Annotated in this window: 18 protein-coding genes; 6 read left to right on the top strand and 12 right to left on the bottom strand. The window is 67.4% G+C overall.

The features are described from left to right. Window positions 1-274: 274 nt before the first annotated feature. From AC1RDS_RS13455 to AC1RDS_RS13425, 7 genes are all read right to left on the bottom strand, one after another. Window positions 275-634: a 5-carboxymethyl-2-hydroxymuconate Delta-isomerase gene (locus AC1RDS_RS13455; RefSeq protein WP_092696842.1), complete on the bottom strand. Its 360-nt coding sequence runs from the start codon at window positions 632-634 to the stop codon at window positions 275-277. Window positions 635-730: 96 nt separating this feature from the next. Then, window positions 731-1,111 carry an aspartate 1-decarboxylase gene (gene panD / locus AC1RDS_RS13450; protein ID WP_287876461.1) on the bottom strand — a complete coding sequence of 127 codons (381 nt, stop codon included), beginning with the start codon at window positions 1,109-1,111 and terminating at the stop codon, window positions 731-733. An 86-nt stretch (window positions 1,112-1,197) separates the two neighbouring features. Continuing rightward, window positions 1,198-1,572 carry a 6-carboxytetrahydropterin synthase gene (locus AC1RDS_RS13445; protein WP_492227094.1) on the bottom strand — a complete coding sequence of 125 codons (375 nt, stop codon included), beginning with the start codon at window positions 1,570-1,572 and terminating at the stop codon, window positions 1,198-1,200. 14 nt (window positions 1,573-1,586) lie between these two features. Beyond that, window positions 1,587-2,222 carry a 7-carboxy-7-deazaguanine synthase gene (gene queE, locus AC1RDS_RS13440; protein ID WP_092696840.1) on the bottom strand — a complete coding sequence of 212 codons (636 nt, stop codon included), beginning with the start codon at window positions 2,220-2,222 and terminating at the stop codon, window positions 1,587-1,589. Next, window positions 2,219-3,808, bottom strand: a complete 1,590-nt coding sequence (nadB, locus tag AC1RDS_RS13435) for an L-aspartate oxidase (protein WP_287876465.1) — start codon at window positions 3,806-3,808, stop codon at window positions 2,219-2,221. The genes queE and nadB overlap by 4 nt, the downstream gene beginning before the upstream one ends. Before the next feature lie 121 nt (window positions 3,809-3,929). Next, the gene (locus tag AC1RDS_RS13430; RefSeq protein ID WP_287876467.1) at window positions 3,930-4,775 is read right to left on the bottom strand and encodes a segregation and condensation protein A; all 846 of its coding nucleotides are present in this window, start codon (window positions 4,773-4,775) and stop codon (window positions 3,930-3,932) included. A gap of 64 nt (window positions 4,776-4,839) precedes the next feature. Further along, window positions 4,840-5,046 carry a DUF3460 family protein gene (locus AC1RDS_RS13425; RefSeq protein WP_092696838.1) on the bottom strand — a complete coding sequence of 69 codons (207 nt, stop codon included), beginning with the start codon at window positions 5,044-5,046 and terminating at the stop codon, window positions 4,840-4,842. A 42-nt stretch (window positions 5,047-5,088) separates the two neighbouring features. Here AC1RDS_RS13425 and AC1RDS_RS13420 point away from each other — a divergent pair, with 42 nt between their 5' ends. Then, entirely contained in the window at window positions 5,089-5,601 is a 513-nt protein-coding gene (locus AC1RDS_RS13420) for an outer membrane protein assembly factor BamE (RefSeq protein ID WP_092696837.1), read from the top strand. A gap of 788 nt (window positions 5,602-6,389) precedes the next feature. Here the strand turns inward: AC1RDS_RS13420 and AC1RDS_RS13415 are convergent. From AC1RDS_RS13415 to AC1RDS_RS13405, 3 genes are read right to left on the bottom strand one after another with little or no spacing between them, the layout of a single operon-like run. Further along, complete coding sequence (locus AC1RDS_RS13415) at window positions 6,390-8,048, bottom strand: acetolactate synthase large subunit (protein ID WP_492227093.1); 1,659 nt, start codon at window positions 8,046-8,048, stop codon at window positions 6,390-6,392. A 20-nt stretch (window positions 8,049-8,068) separates the two neighbouring features. Next, window positions 8,069-9,694: an FAD-dependent oxidoreductase gene (locus AC1RDS_RS13410; RefSeq protein ID WP_492227092.1), complete on the bottom strand. Its 1,626-nt coding sequence runs from the start codon at window positions 9,692-9,694 to the stop codon at window positions 8,069-8,071. Further along, a complete protein-coding gene (locus tag AC1RDS_RS13405; protein ID WP_492227091.1) occupies window positions 9,675-11,414 on the bottom strand; it encodes a SulP family inorganic anion transporter in 1,740 nt (579 codons plus the stop codon). The genes AC1RDS_RS13410 and AC1RDS_RS13405 overlap by 20 nt, the downstream gene beginning before the upstream one ends. A gap of 263 nt (window positions 11,415-11,677) precedes the next feature. On the opposite strand from AC1RDS_RS13405, the gene AC1RDS_RS13400 reads away from it, so the two are divergent. Continuing rightward, window positions 11,678-12,298, top strand: a complete 621-nt coding sequence (locus AC1RDS_RS13400) for a YitT family protein (protein ID WP_092696832.1) — start codon at window positions 11,678-11,680, stop codon at window positions 12,296-12,298. Here the strand turns inward: AC1RDS_RS13400 and AC1RDS_RS13395 are convergent. After that, a complete protein-coding gene (locus AC1RDS_RS13395; RefSeq protein WP_492227098.1) occupies window positions 12,264-12,614 on the bottom strand; it encodes a hypothetical protein in 351 nt (116 codons plus the stop codon). The two genes, AC1RDS_RS13400 and AC1RDS_RS13395, sit on opposite strands and share 35 nt — an antisense overlap. A gap of 95 nt (window positions 12,615-12,709) precedes the next feature. Further along, the gene (locus tag AC1RDS_RS13390; protein ID WP_287876478.1) at window positions 12,710-13,603 is read right to left on the bottom strand and encodes a LysR family transcriptional regulator; all 894 of its coding nucleotides are present in this window, start codon (window positions 13,601-13,603) and stop codon (window positions 12,710-12,712) included. Between the two features lie 127 nt (window positions 13,604-13,730). Here AC1RDS_RS13390 and AC1RDS_RS13385 point away from each other — a divergent pair, with 127 nt between their 5' ends. From AC1RDS_RS13385 to AC1RDS_RS13370, 4 genes are all read left to right on the top strand, one after another. Continuing rightward, the gene (locus AC1RDS_RS13385) at window positions 13,731-15,089 is read left to right on the top strand and encodes an acyclic terpene utilization AtuA family protein (protein WP_287876480.1); all 1,359 of its coding nucleotides are present in this window, start codon (window positions 13,731-13,733) and stop codon (window positions 15,087-15,089) included. Between the two features lie 11 nt (window positions 15,090-15,100). After that, window positions 15,101-15,472, top strand: a complete 372-nt coding sequence (locus tag AC1RDS_RS13380; protein WP_287876482.1) for an AtuA-related protein — start codon at window positions 15,101-15,103, stop codon at window positions 15,470-15,472. Between the two features lie 54 nt (window positions 15,473-15,526). Further along, window positions 15,527-16,531: a Bug family tripartite tricarboxylate transporter substrate binding protein gene (locus AC1RDS_RS13375; protein WP_287876484.1), complete on the top strand. Its 1,005-nt coding sequence runs from the start codon at window positions 15,527-15,529 to the stop codon at window positions 16,529-16,531. A gap of 171 nt (window positions 16,532-16,702) precedes the next feature. Further along, window positions 16,703-18,823, top strand: a complete 2,121-nt coding sequence (locus AC1RDS_RS13370; protein WP_287876486.1) for an alpha/beta hydrolase domain-containing protein — start codon at window positions 16,703-16,705, stop codon at window positions 18,821-18,823. The last annotated feature ends 50 nt before the right edge of the window (window positions 18,824-18,873 follow it).

Here is an 18,873-nt window from a genome sequence, read left to right as displayed (position 1 = left end):
AAGCGCAAGCGTGCGGGGTGGAATCTGGGCTATCTGGAGCGCGTCTTGGGTATCACTATTTAGATGCGATTGCCCTGGGCGGGATGCTGGTGCACTATCAAAAAAAGAGCCGCAGGCGCTTTATCAATAAGCGCTGCAGCCTTGGCTGATCAAAAAATAGTGGTGAAGTGGCTTATTCCGTTGCCAAACCATTCGTGTCTAGGCGCGAAGCCGCAGACAGTGCTGTAGCACGGCAAGGCGAAGCAACAACGACACGGATGGTTTGGCAATGGAATTACAGCCGCTCTTTGACGTAGGAGCCCCGGTCCATGTCCACGATTTCCACGCTGAGCTGCACCATCACGCCGGCCGGCTTGGGCGTGAGGCGGCGCAGCACCTCGGCCACGCGCTCGGACAGGTCTTTCTTGGCCTCGGGCGTGCGGCCAGAGAGCAGGCGCAACTGGGCGTGCACAAAGGCGCGGTTGGCGGGGGCGGTGCCCACTGCAAAGCTGTCCACCAGCACGAAGCGGCTTTTGAGGTCGGCCTCGTCCAGCACTTCGGGGCTGCTGGTGACGGCCTGGTTCAGTTCGGTGAGGGCCTGCGCTTCGGGGAAGCCGGCGAGGTTTTGCGAGTATTCAACGATCAGGTGGGGCATGGCGTGTTCTCGGGTTGGGGGTAGGGCAAGGAAGGATCGGAGCGCGGGCCATCCTGCGCGGTCTGGGCGGAACCAGGGGATTCTTTCAGATTGTTGTCAGAGCGCCTGCGTGGGCACGGCGTGGCGCAGGGCGGTCTGGCGGTTGCGGTCATCGACGAACACGAGCTGCGGTTCGTGCGTGGCCACCTTGTCTTCGGGCACCTGGGCAAACGCCGCAATGATGAGCAGGTCGCCCACGGCGGCGCGGCGCGCGGCCGAACCGTTGACGGAGATCATGCCGCTGCCGCGCTGGCCCTTGATGGCGTAGGTGATGAAGCGTTCGCCGTTGTTGATGTTCCAGATGTGGACCTGTTCGTTTTCCACGAGGTTGGCGGCATCCAGCAGGTCTTCATCGATGGCGCACGAGCCTTCGTAGTGCAATTCGGAGTGCGTGGTGGTGGCGCGGTGGATCTTGGATTTGAGCAAGGTGCGGAACATGGGGGTTTCCTGGCAATGAAGTCGGTGAAAGCGAAAGGAACGGGGCCTGGCGGAACGGATGCGCTGCTGCGAAGGCGGTTGGCGCGTCAGTGCGTGGAGAAGTCCAGCATGCAGCTGTCGCCCAGCGCCTCGCGCCACACGCGCACGCGGCTTACGCTGGCGCGCAGGTCGGCGGGCAGCGCCTGGGCGATGAAGACGCACAGGTTTTCGAGCGTGGGCGTGCCCAGGCCGGGCACGTCGTCGAGCATGTGGTGGTCCAGCTGCTCGCGCACCACGGCCAGGCCCTGCCGCAGCAGGCCCAGGTCCAGCACCATGCCCGTGGCGGGGTCGCGCGCTCCGGTCAGGAACACTTCGGCATGGTAGGTGTGGCCGTGCACACGGCGGCTGCCTTCGGCCTCGATCTCGCGGCGCAGGGTGTGGGCGGCGTCGAAGAAAAAGCGCTGGGAGATGGTGAACAACATAGGGCGAAAAGGGCTTAGCGGATGCCGGTGAGCTTGTGCGTCTGCAGGCTCAATCGCCAGGCCGGGTGGGCCAGGCAGGCATCGATGCAGGCGGCGGTGTTCTGGCGCTGCAGCAGGCCGTCCATGGGCTGCAGAAAACGGTGGGTGAAATGCGTGTCCTGCTCCAGCGCCTGCAGGTCAAACCCTGGCTGGGGCCAGACGAGTTTCAGTTCCTGCCCGCTACGCTGCACCCAGGGGGCGCCTGCCTTGGGACTGATGCACAGCCAGTCGATGCCATTCGGTGCAGCCACGGTGCCGTTGCTTTCGACCGCGATGCGGAATTGCTGCGCATGCAGTGCGTCGATGAGTTCGCTGTCCACCTGCAGCAGGGGCTCGCCGCCCGTCAGCACGACCAGGCGGTGGCCCGCGCCTGCGGGCCATTGGGCGGCGATCAGCCCGGCCAGTGCGGTGGCCGTCTCGAATTTGCCACCCAGCGTGCCATCGGTGCCCACAAAGTCGGTATCGCAGAACTGGCAGACGGCCTGCGCCCGGTCCTGCTCGCGGCCCGTCCAGAGGTTGCAGCCTGCAAAGCGGCAGAACACGGCGGGCGTGCCCGCCTGGCCGCCTTCGCCTTGCAGGGTGTAGAAGATTTCCTTGACGCTGTAAGTCATCGGGGCACCGGTGGAACGAGGAGCGTAGGCGCGGCTGGCGCGGCCACCTCGGGGTAATCGCGGCTGAAATGCAGGCCCCGGCTTTCGCGGCGCAGCTGGGCGCTTTTCACGATCAGGTCGGCCACCTGCACCAGGTTGCGCAGCTCCAGCAGGTCGCGCGTGACATGGAAGTGCGCGTAGAACTCCTGGATCTCGCCCTGCAGCATGGCAATGCGGTGGGCGGCGCGCTCCAGGCGCTTGTTGGTGCGCACGATGCCCACATAGTCCCACATGAAGCGGCGCAGCTCGTCCCAGTTGTGGGAGATGACGACGGACTCGTCGGCGTCGGTCACGCGGCTGTCGTCCCATGCGGGCACGGCGGGCAGCGCGGCGGTGGGGGCTGCGGCAATGGCATGGGCGGCGGCGCGGGCAAACACCATGCATTCCAGCAGCGAGTTGCTGGCCAGGCGGTTGGCGCCGTGCAGGCCGGTGCAGGCGACCTCGCCCACGGCGTACAGGCCGGGCAGGTCGGTGCGGCCGGCCAGGTCGGTCAGCACGCCGCCGCAGGTGAAGTGCGCCGTGGGCACCACGGGGATGGGCTCCTTGGTGATGTCGATGCCGAGCGATGCGCAGTGGGCCAGGATGTTGGGAAAGTGCTCTTGCAGGAACGCCGGGCTCTGGTGCGAGATATCGAGGTGCACGCAATCGAGGCCGTGTTTTTTCATCTCGAAGTCGATGGCTCGGGCCACCACGTCGCGCGGGGCCAGTTCGGCGCGCGGGTCGTGGTCCAGCATGAAGCGCGTGCCACCCGCCGAGGGGGGCAGCAGCAGCCTGCCGCCCTCGCCACGCACGGCTTCGCTGATGAGGAAGGACTTTTCGTGCGGGTGGTACAGCCCCGTGGGGTGGAACTGGATGAACTCCATGTTGGCCACGCGGCAGCCCGCGCGCCAGGCGGCGGCAATGCCGTCGCCGGTGGCGGTGTCGGGGTTGGTGGTGTACAGGTACACCTTGCCCGCGCCGCCCGTGGCCAGGATGGTCTGTGGTGCGCGGAAAGTGACGACATCGTCCGTGCCACTGTCCAGCGCATACAGGCCCAGGCAGCGGTTGCCGGGCAGGCCGAGCTTGCGCGTGGTGATCAGGTCCACCAGCGTGTGCTGCTCGAACAGGGTGATGCCGGGCGTGGCGCGCACCACGTCGATCAGCGTGCGCTGCACGGCGGCACCGGTGGCATCGGTCACATGCGCAATGCGGCGCGCGCTGTGGCCGCCCTCGCGCGTGAGGTGCAGCTGGTCGCCTTCGAGCGTGAAGGGCACGCCCAGGCGGCGCAGCCAGGCAATGGATTCGGGCGCGTTCTCCACCACGAAGCGGGTGGTGGCCAGGTCGCACAGGCCCGCGCCGGCCACCAGCGTGTCTTCGATGTGGGCGGCAAAGCTGTCGTCGTCGGCCAGCACGGCGGCAATGCCGCCCTGGGCCCAGCCGCTGGAGCCGTCCTGCAGCTGGCGCTTGGTGATGACGGCCACGCGGTGCGTGGGCGCCAGGTGCAGGGCCGCCGAAAGACCGGCGAGGCCGCTGCCTACGATGAGAACGTCGAATTCATGGGACTGCATGGTGGTTTTCTGGGATCTGCGCAATCGGCGCTGCACTATGCCAGTGCCACCAGTGGAACTGGCTTTGCCAGGCCACGGGTGGTGTCCCCCTGGGGGGAAGACGCGGAGCGGCGCAGAGGGGTCATGCCGGTGTATAGGCCAGCCGGACGTAAATGGGGGCAAAGGCCTCGGCCTGGGTGATCTCGATCAGGGTCTCCTTGGCCAGCTCCAGCAGGGCGATGAAGGTCACCACCAGCACGGTGCTGCCGTTGGCGGGCTCGAACAGTTCTTCAAACTCGACAAAGCGGCGCCCCTGCAGGGTTCTGAGCACCATGCTCATGTACTCGCGCACGCTCAGCTCTTCGCGGGTGATCTTGTGGTGCTGCACCAGCCGGGCGCGTTTGAGGATGTCGTGCCAGGCTTCCTGCAGATCCACCACATGCACATCCGGAAAGCGCGGTTGCATGCTTTGCTCGATGTACACCTGCGCCTTCACAAAGTCACGTCCGTATTGCGGCAGTTGCGCCAGGCGCATGGCCGCCGTCTTCATCTGTTCGTATTCGAGCAGGCGGCGCACCAGCTCGGCGCGCGGGTCTTCGGCCTCTTCACCACCCTCCTGCTTCTTGGGCGGCAGCAGCATGCGCGACTTGATCTCGATGAGCATGGCCGCCATCAGCAGGTATTCGGCGGCCAGCTCCAGGTTGCGGCTGCGGATCTCGTCCACATACACCAGGTACTGGCGGGTGAGGCCGGCCATGGGAATGTCGAGGATGTTGAAGTTCTGCTTGCGGATCAGGTACAGCAGCAGATCGAGCGGGCCTTCAAAGGCTTCGAGGAAGACTTCAAGCGCGTCGGGCGGGATGTACAGGTCTTGCGGCAGCGCAAACAGCGGCTCGCCATACAGGCGGGCCAGCGCCACCTGGTCCACCACGTCGGGCATGGCGCCCGGTGCGACGGCAGTGGCTTCTGCGGGGCTGGCGCTGTGCATGAATTGCTATGCAATCAATAGCTTTCAACGCTTGATGGTAAAGCGTTGGAAGCCATTGTGATGCTCAATCCGCGTTGGTCTGGTAGACGTAGGGCTTTTGCGCCACCTGGGCTTCGCGGTACTCGCCCCAGATCTTGCGGTCCACCTGCTTGTCCCACAGCAGGGCACGGCCGGCGCTTTGCTGCGCATCAAGCTCGGGCTTTTGCACCTTGAGCTGGTTGATGAACTGGGTGGCTTCGGACTGGTAGTCGGGGCGGCGGAAAATGGACATGAACTGATAACCTCTCTTCCTTGATTTTACCGGGAGCCTTTCATGTCCTTTCATTTCAGTGCCCTGGCCGTTGCGGCGGCAGCCCTCGGCCTGGTGGCCCTTGCCGGATGCGATGCCCAGCGCATCAGTGAGTTGCAGCCCGGTGTTTCCACCGAGGCCGACGTGCGCGACCGCTTCGGCGCACCCGAAACCATCTGGGACGAGGCCGATGGCGCACGCACCCTCGAATACAACCGCCAGCCCGCCGGCCAGATCAATTACATGATCACCGTGGGCGCCGACGGCCGGCTGGTGGCCGTGCGCCAGGTGCTCACGCCAGAGAACTTTGCCCGCATCACCCCCGGCATGGACATGGCGCTGGTGCGCCGCAGCCTAGGCAAGCCGGCCAAGGTCACGCCGTACCGGTTGAGCGGTGAAACCCACCACGACTGGCGCTTTGCCGAGCCGCCCAATATTCCCAAGGTGTTTACGGTGGTGACCAAGGATGGCAGCACGGTGCTGCGCACGATGGTGGGGCCGGATATGGATGCGCCGGAGAACAAGGGGGGGAGTTGAGTTTTTTGGGTTTTTGCGCTTATTTAGTGGGCGCTGGTAGCTATTGTTTTTATAGTTGATGATTTGCTTGGGTTGAAGGCGGAGGCCGGGTCTCGGCCCGGCGGCCGACTTACTTTTCTTTGCTTCGCCAAAAGAAAGTAAGCAAAGAAAAGGCGACCCTGCTGTCTGCGACCCTGCGCTGCGCTTCGGGCAGCCTGCGGTGCTCGGTGCTGGCGGGGTCTCGCTCGAACTCGCGCCTGCGGCGCTCAGACAATCGCGAGCCCTGATCCACCATCCCCTGCGCGCCGCAGGCGCAGCCAGAAGGGAAGGGAAAGCGAAACATCCATTCGGGCCATCGCTGCGCTCGGCCCAGCCTGTGCAGCGCGTGGCGCTTACGCCCGCGAGATGGGGCCGAGCAACGCGATGGCCCGAATGGATGTTCGGCTGTTGGGCCGTTCCACCTCATCTGGCTGCGCCTGCGGCGGGGCGGTTGCGGGGTGGCATGCGCGCTAGTGCGCGCATGCTTCGTCCACTGACTCGCCGTGGCTGTCCGAGCGCAGCGCGCCAGCGCGTAGCGAGTTCCACGGCGCACCCCACAACCGCCCCGCCGCAGGTCTGCCCCGAAGGGGTCGCAGACTGTGGGTCGCCTTTCTTTTGGGTACGTTTCTTTGGCGAAGCAAAGAAAAGTACCTCGCCCGCCGGGGCGAGACCCGGCCTCTGCCCTCAGCCCAAGCAAGCCAAGCAAGCCATAAACTACAAAAACAATAGCCGCTACCGCAATCCCACAAAGCGCCAGAGCCCAAAAACCGTCAAGGCGCAATCTTCCGTTTCAGCGCCCGCGCCACCGCCGGCGGCAAGCTCGGCAGCGAGCGCAGCAGCCACGGCAGCAGCCTGCGCTTGAGGCCGCTGAGCGACTGCGGCACCATGGCCTCGATCAGGTGCGGCCCCGGCGTGGCCAGGGCCTGCTCCAGCGCCCGCACAAACTCCTCGGCCGTGGTGGTGCGCACGCTGTGCACGCCCATGCCCTGGGCGAGCTGGGCGAAGTTCAGCACCGGTCCGGCCAGGTCCAGCTGGGATCTGGCCTTGGCGCCCACTTCCTCGGCGCCCACGCGCTCCAGCTCCACGTTGAGCACCGAGTAGGAGGCGTTGTTGAAGATGATGGAAACGACCTTGAGCTGCTCGCGCGCCATGGTCCACAACGCCTGGACGGTGTACATCGCGCTGCCATCGCCAATCAGTGCCAGCACCTGGCGATCGGGGCAGGCGATGGCCGCGCCGACGGCGCCCGGCAGGCCCTGGCCGATGGCGCCGCCCGTGAGCGTGATGAGGTCGTGGCGCGGCGCGCCGGCGGTGAAGGGGGCGAGCATCAGCCCCGAGGTGATGGCCTCGTCGATGACGATGGCGTTCTCGGGCAGCAGGTGGCCCACGGCCTTGCACACCTTCTCGGCGGTGAGCTTGCCGCGCGGGCGGCCCGGGCGGCTGGCGATCTGCAGCGCGGGTGGGGCCTGTGCGGCGCCCAGCGCATCGGCCAGCTGGCCCAGGCTGGCGGCCGCATCCTGCGCCGGGGTGGAGAGCGTGTGCACGGTGCAGCTGTCGGGCACGAGGTCGCTCTTTTTGCCCGGGTAGGCGAAGAAGGACACCGGTGCCTTGGCGTCCACCAGCACCAGGTGCTCGATACCGGCGAGTTGCACCCCGGCCAGCTCGGCCAGGTAGGCGATGCGCTCCACGGCAGGCAGGCCCGCACCGCGCTCCAGCCGGGTCGGGAACACCTCGGCGAACACCTTCACGCCGCTGTGCGCGGCGATGCGCGCGGCCGCCAGCAGGCCGGGCGCGCGCAGTGCCTGGCCGCCCAGCAGCAGCGCGGCCTTGGGGCCCGCGCGCAGCGTCTGGGCGATGGCCTGCACCGTGGCGTCGTCTGCCGCTGCGGGGCGCGGCGGCGGCGGGGGCGCGCAGGGCACGCCACCCTCGCCCCACGACACGTCTGCGGGCAGGATCAGCGTGGCCACCTGGCCGGGCAGGCCGCGCGCGGCGGCGACGGCGTCCACGGCATCCTGGCAGAGCTGCGCCGTACTCTGCGATGTGCGCACGAAGCCGGGCGAGACATTGCGCGCCACGGTCTCGATGTCGGACTGCAGCTGCGCGTCGTAGGGCACGTGGTAGCTGGCATGGTCGCCCACGATGTTGACCACCGGCACCTTGCCCTTGCGCGCGTTGTGCAGGTTGGCCAGGCCGTTGCCCAGGCCACAGCCCAGGTGCAGGAGCGTGGCGGCGGGCTTGCCGGCCATGCGCGCGTAGCCGTCGGCCGCGCCCGTGGCCACGCCCTCGAACAGGGCCAGCACGGCGCGCATGCGCGGTTCGCTGTCGAGGGCGGCGACGAAGTGCATTTCGCTGGTGCCGGGGTTGGTGAAGCAGACCTCGACGCCGGCATCGGCCAGGGTCTTCATCAGGGCTTGGGCGCCGTTGGGCATGGAAGTCTCCTGGGGTTGGGTCAGCAGAGGCCGTGGCCCGTGGTGATGGAACGCGCGGCGGCGCGGCCGGTGAGGATGCAGCCGGGCAAAAAAGTGCCGTCGAGCGAGCGCTTGCCACTGGCGCCACCGCCGCCAAAGCCCGCGGCCTCGCCCACGCCGTACAGGCCGTCGATGGGCTGGCCGGAACCATCCAGCACGCGGCTGAGCAGATCGGTCTGCAGGCCGCCCAGGCTCTTGCGCGTGATGAGCTGCATCTGCACGGCGATGTAGGGCCCCGCGCCGGGTTTTTGCAGCGGCGCGGGCGCGCAGGTGCGCAGCTTGTCGGGCCCCCACTGGCGCGCGTGCAGGATGCGGCGGATCTGGTCGTCGTTGTGCAGCCTGGCGCCATTGGAAAAGTTGGCGTCGAAGGCGTCGGCCGTGGCCTGCAGCACGCCGGGCTGCACGTCCTGGGTGCCGGTCAGCGCGTTCATCTTGGCGGCCAGGCCGGCCAGCGTGTCGTCCACCAGGAAGTGCCGGCTCTCGGCGGCCATCTGTTTCACCAGCCGGTGGTTGCCCCGCAGCGTTTCCTTGAGGAACTGGGGGAACTGCATGTCGCGGATGCGCTGGTTGTGCTCGGCGCCCGAGATGGCGAACTCCTTGGCCGCGATGCGCCAGTTCAGCAGGTGCCAGGTCCAGGGTTTCTCTTGCTGCGCCACGCGCTGGCACAGCCAGTGGGTGTCAAAGCCCGTCACCAGCGGCTCGGGGCCGATGCGCCGGCCGCTGTGGTCGAGCCACAGCGCCGATTTGCACGGAATGGCGGACAGGCCATGCCCCTCGAAATGCGGGAAGGGGTGCGGAAAGCCGGCGGCGTAGTTCCACATCTCGCCCGCATGGGTGATGCACGCACCCAGGCTGTCTGCCACCCAGTGGTGCATCTGGCCGTCAGCGAACGGGTAGGCGCCGTTGAGCATCGTGGCGGGCAGGGGGCGGTCCTTGGGCCAGTTGGCGTGGGTCTGCGCGTGGCCGCCGTTGATGCCGCCCATGGCCAGCACCACCACGGGGGCCTTCAGCAGCCGCTCGGCGCCGGTGTCTTCGTTCACCGCCAGCACGCCGGTGGGCCGGCCCTGCTGCAGGTCGAGCGCGGTGGCGCGGTGGCGGTGCAGCAAGGTGAGCCGCCCTTTGCCCGATTCGCCCGCCGCTTGCATCGCGGCAATCATGCGGCGGGTGAGCTCGCGCGACGTGCCCCAGACGATGTGGTAGCGCGGCACGCTGTTGCCGTCGCCGTGCATGCCGCGCTCCACCCAGTTCACGGCGGGCATGAACTTCAGGCCCTTGGCCAGCAGCCAGTCATAGACCTCGGTGCGCGAATGCTGCACGTAATGCGCGGCCCACTGGCGGGGGAACACCTCTTCGGTGCCCAGTTCGCCAAAGCGCAGCCAGTCGGCCAGCGCGCGTTCGGGCGTGTCGGGGATCTTCATGCGCGCCTGCAGTGGCGTGCCCACCAGCGCCATGCCGCCAAAGGCCCACAGGGCCAGGCCACCCAGGCGCTCGGGCGTGTCGCGGTCGATCAGGGCGACCGACTGGCCGGCACGCAGGCACTCCAGTGCGGTGACGATGCCGGCCAGCCCGCCGCCGACGATCACCACATCATGGTGCCGTGCCTGCATGGGGTGTCTCCTCCCGGTCCTTGTGGTGGGCATCGGTGCCGGCCGCCTGCGCCGCATTCTGCTCGGCCAGCCGGGCGCTGAAGCCCGATCGCTCCATCAGCGAGCGCGGCTGCTCCTGCGCATCCAGCACGCTCAGCACGCCGCCGCGCTGGCCCACGGCCTTGAGGATCTGTTCCAGGCCTTCGAGGCCGGTGGTGTCGAGCGCGAACAGGTCGCGTGCGTCCAGCAGCACTTCGGGGTTGTCGGGGCCGGCTTCGATGGCCTGCACGATGGGGTCGATCTTGGCCGCTGCGCCAAAGAACAGCGCGCCGTGCAGGCGCCAGGCCATGCGGGGGCGGGGGCCAGTCTCCAGGGCGAGGCCATCGGTACCGGGGGTGGACGCGGACTTGGGTTCGGCGCGGAACAGCGCGCTCATGCGCCGCACAAACAGCACGCAGGCCAGCCCCAGCCCCACCTCCACGGCCACCGTGAGGTCGAACACCACAGTGAGGAAAAACGTGCCCAGCATCAGCAAGCGGTAGTGGTTGCTGAAATGCCGCAGGCGCACAAACTCGTGCCATTCGCCCATGTTCCACGCTACATGCAGCAGGATGCCGGCCAGCACCGCCAGCGGAATATGCAGCGCCAGCGGCGCAGCCACCAGCACGATCACCGCCAGCGTGGCTGCATGCACCATGCCGGCAATGGGGCTGCTGGCGCCCGCCCGCAGGTTGGTGACGGTGCGGGCAATGGTGCCGGTGGCCGGCATGCCGCCGAAGAACGGCACCACGAAATTGGCCACGCCCTGGGCCATGAGTTCCTGATTGGGGTCGTGCTTGCGGTAGTGCGGGTCAGTGGCCACCTGGTCGGCCACGCGCGCGCACAGCAGCGATTCGATGGCGCCCAGCAGCGCAATGGTGACGGTGGGCGTGACCAGCAGGCGCACCGTCTCCCACGAAAAATCGGGCAGCGCAAAGGCCGGCGGCTGCTGCGGAATGCCACCGAACCGGCTGCCGATGGTCTCCACCGGCATCTCCAGCCAGCGCGCCAGCGCCGTGAGCGTGACCAGCGCCACCACGGGCGCCGGAATGCGGGCAAAGCGGCGCACGGTGTGGCCCTCGGCCACGCGCAGCACCGGTGAGCCGTGCGCGAACAGGCGCGGCCACACAAACAGCCCGCTCAGGCAGGCAGCGCCCAGCGCCAGCGCGTAGGGGTTGATGCTGCCCATGTGCAGGGCCAGTGTGTGCACCTGCGAGAAGAAGTTGCCGGGCATCTTGTCGATGGCCAGTCCCAGCCAGTCCTTGAGCTGCGACAGCGCAATCAGCACCGCGATGCCGTTGGTGAAGCCGATGACGATGCTCACCGGCACGAAGCGCACCAGGCTGCCCAGCTTGAACATCCCGAGCAGGAACAGCAGCACGCCCGCGCAGGCCGTGGAGATCAGCAGGTTGGCCACGCCGTAACGCTCGACGATGCCATAGACGATGACGATGAAGGCACCAGCCGGCCCGCCGATCTGCACGTTGGTGCCGCCCAGCAGCGCAATCAGAAAGCCGCCAATGATGGCCGTCCAGAGTCCGGCTTCGGGCTTGAGCCCGCTGGCGATCGCAAACGCCATGGCCAGTGGCAGTGCCACGATGCCCACGGTAACGCCCGCACCCAGGTCGGCCAGCCAGCGGCTGCGGCTGTAACCGCGCAGGGCATCGAGCAGGCGGGGGCGAAAGGCGGGCGAGAAACGCATGGATGGACAGGGCGCGGGTGGCCAGCGAAGGCAAAAGCCGGTGGCCCAGTGTAGTGAGCCGGTAACAAAGCACAACCGCTGCGGTCGTACCCTGCTGGCGCGTGTTTTTTGTTGATGCTATTTAATTAATAGCATAATACGATCTTTGCATAAGCGATACAGGCATTTTTTCCAAGATGCCATGGCGGGCTTTGCCGGCGCCGCGGTCAGCCGCTCCATGGCCTGGCGCGTTGCTTGCCTGCACTCCTCTCGTGAACTCTTCCATGCCTGACAACTCCCCTTCGCCTTCCTCCCTGCGCCACGGCACGTTCGAAGACGTGCAGGCACTGTTTGCCGGCACGCTGTTCGTGGCCATGGCGCTCATGCTGTTCAACCAGGCAGGCCTGCTGGTGGGCGGCACGGCGGGGGTGGCGTTCTTGCTGCACTACGTCACGGGCATCTCGTTCGGCAAACTGTTCTTTGTGGTGAACCTGCCGTTTTACTGGTTCGCCTGGACGCGCATGGGGCGCGAATTCACGATCAAGACTTTTGTCTGCGTGGCCCTGCTGTCGCTGCTGGCCGAGCTGTTTCCGCATGTGATGCATGTGGACTACCTGAATCCGTTGTTCGCATCATTGCTGGGCGGGCTGCTGCTGGGTACGGGCTGCCTGTTTCTGGCGCGCCACCGCTCCAGCCTGGGTGGGGCCACGGTGGTGTCGCTGTACCTGCAAAGCCGCTACGGCATGCGCGCCGGCAAGGTGCAGATGATGATCGACGGCACCGTGGTGCTGCTGGCGCTGTTCGTCGTGCCGGTGGAGCGGGTGGCGTATTCGGTGCTGGCGGTGCTGGTGATGAGCGGTTTTTTGTGGATCAGCCACCGGCCGGGGCGCTATACCGGGGAGTGAGCGGGGGCGGATTTGACGGGGACAGTGGGTCCGGCAGTGCGGGCGGTGCGGATTGCGCTCCGGGCGCCGGGCGGATGGATTCCCTGATCTGGATGCCGCTGTTGTCGGCCGCTGCCTCGTCACTGGACATGGCATCGACGGCTATTCCCACGCCCTTGCCCACCACCTTGGCCGTGCCCACGGCCGCATCCGCTGCCAAGCCCACGGCGGTGGCTGTGACGCTGACGGCCGTGGTGGTTACCGCCACCACCGTGCAGCCGGCCAGCAACTGTGGCAGCAGCAAGGTGCCCACCAAGGCACAGGCCAGACTGCGCACAAGTCGGGCCGCATTCAGCGCACGCGCTGCCGGGCTTTGTACCCGGCCAATGGAGCGTGTAGATGCCGAAGGAATGGCTGTGCTCTGGATGGTGCTCATGGCCGCTTCTTCATGACCAGAGCATACAGCGCTTGCGCCGCTACCGACAGGCTTTCGTCCCGCCGCCGCACCAGATAGATCTGCCGCGTGAGGCCTGGCAACGACAGCGGCCGCGTTACCAGCCCCGGCTGCTCGAAATGAAACAGTGTGAGCGCAGGCACCACGCTGATGCCCAGTCCCGCGCGCACCATGCCCATCACGGTGGCCAGCTGCTCGACCTCCATCAACGTGTGCATGGCTTGCGGGTGCAGCGCGGCCTCCAGGTACTGGCGCACGCTGCTGGTGCGCGCGAGGTGGATGAACGGCCAGGCCGCCAGGTCCTGTGCGGTGACGGCCTTGCGCTGGCGGGACAGCGGGTGGTCGGTGGGGCACACCAGGTAGAAGTCGTCACTGCAAAAGGGGTCGGCCTGCAGCGCCGGGGTGTCGGCGCGGATGGCGGCGAGCGCGAAGTCGGCATGGCCGCTGGCTACGCGGTCGATGCAGGGTTCTGACAGCACATCGGCGATGTCGATCTCGATGCCCGGGTGCGCAGCGCTGTACTGCGCAAGCACGCCCGGCAGCCAGCCCGCCGCCAGAGAAGGCAGCAACGCCACGGCCACGCGGCCGCGCTGCAGGGTGGCTGCATCGCGCACGGCAGATAGCGCGTTGGTTATCTCGGTGCGGATGCGGCGGGCCGATTCCAGAAAGTTCTGCCCTTCGGGCGTCAGGTCCACATGCCGCGTGCTGCGGTCGAACAGGCGCAGGCCCAGGTCATCTTCCAGTGCGCGGATGAGGGCGCTGAACGCAGGCTGCGACAAATGACACAGCGTGGCGGCGCGCGTGAAGCTGCGCTGCGCGGCCAGCGCAATGAAGGCGTCGAGCTGGCGGCTGGAGAGGTGGGCGGTGCTCATGGCTGGTGCTGTGGATGGTAAATCGGCGGCTCATTAATTTATCTGAAATTCAGATAGATTCATCGTAACAATCGATTTAACAGAATACCGCACACTATTTACAGTGGCCCCAGGAGACAACAAACCCATGGCGAACAACACCACTCTGCTGGTCGGCTGCGCCGCCGGCTTTTCGGGCGACCGCACCGACGCTGCTGCACCCGTGGTGCAGGCGCTCATTGCCAGCGGCCAGCCCTCGGTGCTCATCTTCGAGACCCTGGCCGAGCGCACGCTGGCCCTGGCCCAGCTGGCCCGTCGCACCGATCCCGATGCCGGCTACGAACCCCTGCTGGTGGACCTGCTGCGCCCCGTGCTGGCGCAGTGCCTGGCGCACGGCGTGCGCATTGTCAGCAACTTTGGCGCGGCCAACCCGCACGGCGCTGCGCGCCGCATCCACGCGCTGGCGGCCGAGCTGGGCCTTGCCCGCCCGCGCATTGCCGTGCTGCAGGGCGACGACCTGAGCGGCCCTGAGCACCGCGCGCTGCTGCAGGGTGCCCTGGGCACCGCGATGCCCACCGAGCCCATCGTCAGCGCCAACGCCTATATCGGCGCGCAGGCCATTGCCGATGCGCTGCGCGCGGGCGCCGACATCGTGGTCTGCGGCCGCGTGGCCGACCCATCGCTGGTGCTGGGCCCCGCGCTGGCGCACTACGGCTGGGCGCTGGACGACTGGGACCGGCTGGCCCGCGCCACCATGGCAGGCCACCTGCTGGAATGCGGCGCGCAGGTCACGGGCGGCTACTTTGCCGACCCCGGTTACAAGGACGTGCCGGGTCTGGCCCAGCTGGGTTACCCCATCGCCGAGATCGATGCCGACGGCCACTGCACTATCACCAAACCCCCCGGTACCGGCGGCCGCATCGACGAGCGCACGGTGAAGGAGCAACTGCTGTACGAGCTGCACGACCCGGCGGCGTACCTCACGCCCGATGTGGTGGCCGACATCACCGCCGCCCGCGTGGCCACCGTGGGCTCCGACGCCGTGAGGCTGGAAGGTGTGCAGGGCCACGCCCGGCCCGCCACGCTCAAGGTCAATGTGTGTTTTGAATCCGGCTGGTTTGCCGAGGGCGAAATCTCCTACGCCGGCCCGCGCGCCGAGGCCCGTGCGCGGCTGGCGGGCGAGGTGCTGCGCCAGCGCCTGCAGGGCCTGGGCCCGCTGCGCATCGACCTGATCGGCGTGACCAGCATCTTTGGCGACGACACCAGCCGCTGGCTGGACGCAGCCGCCCACGGCAACGACGAAGCCCGAGACGTGCGCCTGCGCGTCGCCCTGCAGCACCGCGACCGCGCCAGCGCCCAGCGCCTGCTGCGCGAGATGACCGCGCTCTACACCTGCGGTCCCGCAGGCGGCGGCGGCGTGCGCACTGCCATGCGGCCGCGCCTGGGCACCGTGTCGTGCCTGGTGCCGCGCGATGCGGTGGCCGTGCGTTTCGAGATGGTGAGTTGAGGATTCAAGGTATGACCACAACAGACCACCCCATCACCGTTCCCCTCTACCGCCTGGCCCACAGCCGCACCGGCGACAAAGGCAACCGTTCCAACATCAGCGTCATCGCCTGGCACCCCGCGCTGTGGGATGTGCTGGTCGATCAGGTCACCGAGGCCGCCGTGGCGCGCCAGTTCGCGCAGCGCCGCCCGCGCCAGGTCACGCGCTACCTGCTGCCCCAGTTGCAGGCCATGAACATCGTGCTGGACGACGTGCTCGACGGCGGCGTGAACGATTCGCTCAACCTCGACAGCCACGGCAAGGCACTGAGCTACCTGCTGCTGGACATGCCCGTCACCGTGCCAACGCACCTGGCGCCGTACTTCGGTGGCCCCGCCGTGTAAGTCCTCTGGTTTCTTTCCCTTCCTTTCCCATCCATACCAACACAAGGAGACAACATGACCCATCCATCCCCCCGCGCAGGCTGCTGCCGCGCTCTGCTCGCCACAGCCGCCGTGCTGGCGCTCGGCACATTGCACGCCCCCGCAGCCGTCGCCCAGGCTGCTGGCGCCTACCCCTCGAAGGCCATCACTTTCGTCGTGCCCTTTGCCGCAGGCAGCGCCACTGACCAGCTGGCCCGTGCGCTGGGCCAGTCCATCACCAACGACACCAAGCAGCCCGTGGTCATCGACAACAAGGCCGGTGCCAGCGGCATGATTGCTGCGTCTGCCGTGGCCAAGGCGGCGGCAGATGGCTACAGCGTGCTCATCACCACCAACACCACGCACGCGGCCAACGAGCACCTGTACAAGAAGCTCTCGTATGACCCGGTGAAGGACTTCGCACCCGTCACCGGGCTGGGCAAGGGCGGGCAGGTGCTGGTGGTCAACGCCAGCGCGCCGTACAAGAACGTGGGCGAGCTGCTGGCCTTTGCCAGGAAGAACCCCGGCAAGCTCAGCTTTGGCAGCGGCAGCTCATCGAGCCGCATGGCGGGCGAAATGCTCAAGCAACTGGCTAGCGTGGACATCCTGCATGTGCCCTACAAGAGCAACCCGCTGGCCATCACCGACCTGCTGGGCGGGCAGATCGATCTGATGATCACCGACACCTCCACCGGCGTGCCGCAGGTCAAGGCGGGCAAACTGCGTGCGCTGGGTTATTCCACGCAAAAGCGCAGCGCGCAATTGCCCGACGTGCCCACGCTCGACGAGGCGGGCGTGAAGGGCTACGACATGGGCTACTGGTTTGCGGCCTACGTGCCGGCCAACACTCCCGCGCCAGTGGTGGCGCGCCTGAACGAGCTGCTGACCGCCGCCACCAAGAGCGCTGCGGCCAAGAGCTTCTACGACAACGCAGGCTCCGAAGCCTGGACCACAACGCCCGATGAACTCGCCAAGTTCCAGGCTGCCGAAACCCAGAAGTGGGGCAAGGTGATCAAGGCCGCAGGTATCGAGGCCGAATAAGCCACCGACCCACCCACCGGGCCGTTTCATTCCCGTTTTGCTTCTCGCAGCCTGCCTTTACCGGCAGGTCTGGGCGAAGCCTTGCCCGCGCGCAGCGCAACAGACGCTGCCGTTTTGTTCCAGAGCCGCCCAAGCGGCCCGCACCACCATCCATCCAAGGAGACAGACACCATGAAACCGCTTCATGCATTCACCAAACTCGCGCTGACAGCCGCCGCCGCAGCCGCCATCACCGCCTGCGGGGGCTCCAGCAACGACGCGCCCAAGGGCCCGGCTCTCAAGCTGGCCATCACCGCCACCGAAGCCTTCCCCGGCACCTATGGCGACGTGGGCGAATACGAGCGCCTGACCGGCACGCTCAGCGGCGAGGTGGATCCGAAGGACCCCAAGAACGCCACCATCCAGGACCTGGCGCTGGCGCCCACCAATGCCAACGGCATGGTCGAGTACAAGGCCGACTTCGTCATGCTCAAGCCCAAGAACATGGCCAAGGCCAGCGGCGTGCTGCGCTACGACGCGCCCAACCGCGGCAACATCCTCACGCTGCTCAACCCCACGGCCTCGCCCAGCGATGCGGTCTACCTGGAGCGGGGGTACGTGATGCTGTACTCGGCCTGGCAGGGCGACGTGCCCAAGAGCACACCTGCGCGCCTCACGGTGAGCGTGCCCGTGGCCAAGAACAAGGACGGCAGCAGCATCACCGGTCCCTACCGCGCCGAGCTGGTGCCTGCTGCGGCCAGCCCCGCGATGACGCTGCCCGGCGGCGTGTTCAATGGCACCATGATTCCGTACGAGCCCGCCAGCCTGGACAACACGCAGCCCGGCTACTCGCTCACCCGCCGCGCCAACGAGACGGATGCGCGCATCCCTGTGCCCGCGAGCGACTGGAAGTTCGCCACTTGCGACACGGGCACCAACGCCTTCCCCGGCACGGCCAGTCCCACCAGCGTGTGCCTGAAGGGCGGGTTCGACCCCGCCTACCTGTATGAACTGGTCTACGTCGCCAAGGACCCCAAAGTGATGGGCGTGGGCCTGGCTGCGCTGCGCGACACCGTGAGCTTCTTCCGCAGCAAGGCGGCGGACTCGGCGGGCACCCCCAACCCGCTCGCAGGCCGCATCCAGTACACGCTGGGGCAGGGCACTTCGCAGTCGGGCAACGCGATGAAGACCTTTTTGCACCTGGGCTTCAACCAGGCGCTGGATGGGGGCAAGGTGTTCGACGGCATGTACGCCCACGTGGCCGCGCGGCAGACCCACATCAACACCCGCTTTGCCGTGCCCGGCGGTGGTGGTGGCCTGCGCACCGACCACACGGCCTTTGGCCAGACCGCGCCGCGTGGGCTGGACAAGGACTACATGGACGACATCAGTGGCCGCCAGGGTGGCGTGATGAAGCGCTGCGCCGCCACCAACACCTGCCCCAAGTTCTTCCTGGGCCTGTCGGGCACGGAGTTCTGGCAACTGCAGGGCTCGCCCGTGCTGACCGACGCCAACGGCACCAAGGACCTGCCGCAGCCCGACAACGCCCGCATCTACTACTACGCCAGCACCCAGCACGGCGGGGCAGGGGGCACGGCCAGCATTGCCTATGCGCCCACGCGCGCCACGTACCCCACGGGCACGGTGGTGCAGTTCAACGACACCTTCCGCGCGCTGTTCCTGAACCTGGAAGACTGGGTGGTGCGCGGCACGCAGCCGCCCGCCAGCCAGGTGCCCAAGCTGGCTGACGGCACGCTGGTGCGGCCCGAGGCGCTGAGCTTCCCGGCCATGAAGGGGCTGACCTGGGCGGTGGGCGGCGTGCAGACGCCTATCCCGGACTTCAGCTATCGCGGTCTGTATAACAACTTCCCGCTGTTCGACTTTGGCCCGCAGTACATCCCGCAGGACGAGGCGGGCATCGCCACCGTGCTGCCTCCGCGCAACCTGGGCCGCGACTACGCCATCCTTGTTCCGCAGGTCGATGCCTCCACGGGCCTCACCCGCGCCGGCATCCGCAGCGTGGAGGCGCGTGCGCCGCTGGGCACCAGCATCGAGTTCAACTACGTGGCCACACCCGGCATCACCGATCTGGCCAACCTCACGGGCAGCTTCATCCCCTTCCACAAGACGCGCGCCGCGCGGCTGGCGGCGGGCGATGCGCGGCCCTCGCTGGAGGAACTGTATGGAACGCAAGAGGGCTACGTGGCGGCCGTGACCGAAGCGGCCAACGCGCTGGTGGCGCAGCGCCTGCTGCTGCAGCGCGATGCGAATTTGCAGATCGCCCGAGCCAAGGCCCAGGTCGTATTGCCCTGAACGCCGGGTGTGCACGCTGGGGCAGGCAGGAGGCCGCGGGCATGTTCCGC

The organism is Acidovorax sp. GW823-FHT02H02 (assembly GCF_058797075.1).
The sequence above is the reverse complement of the archived record's forward strand: the minus strand, read 5'-3'. Positions and strand labels throughout refer to the sequence as shown.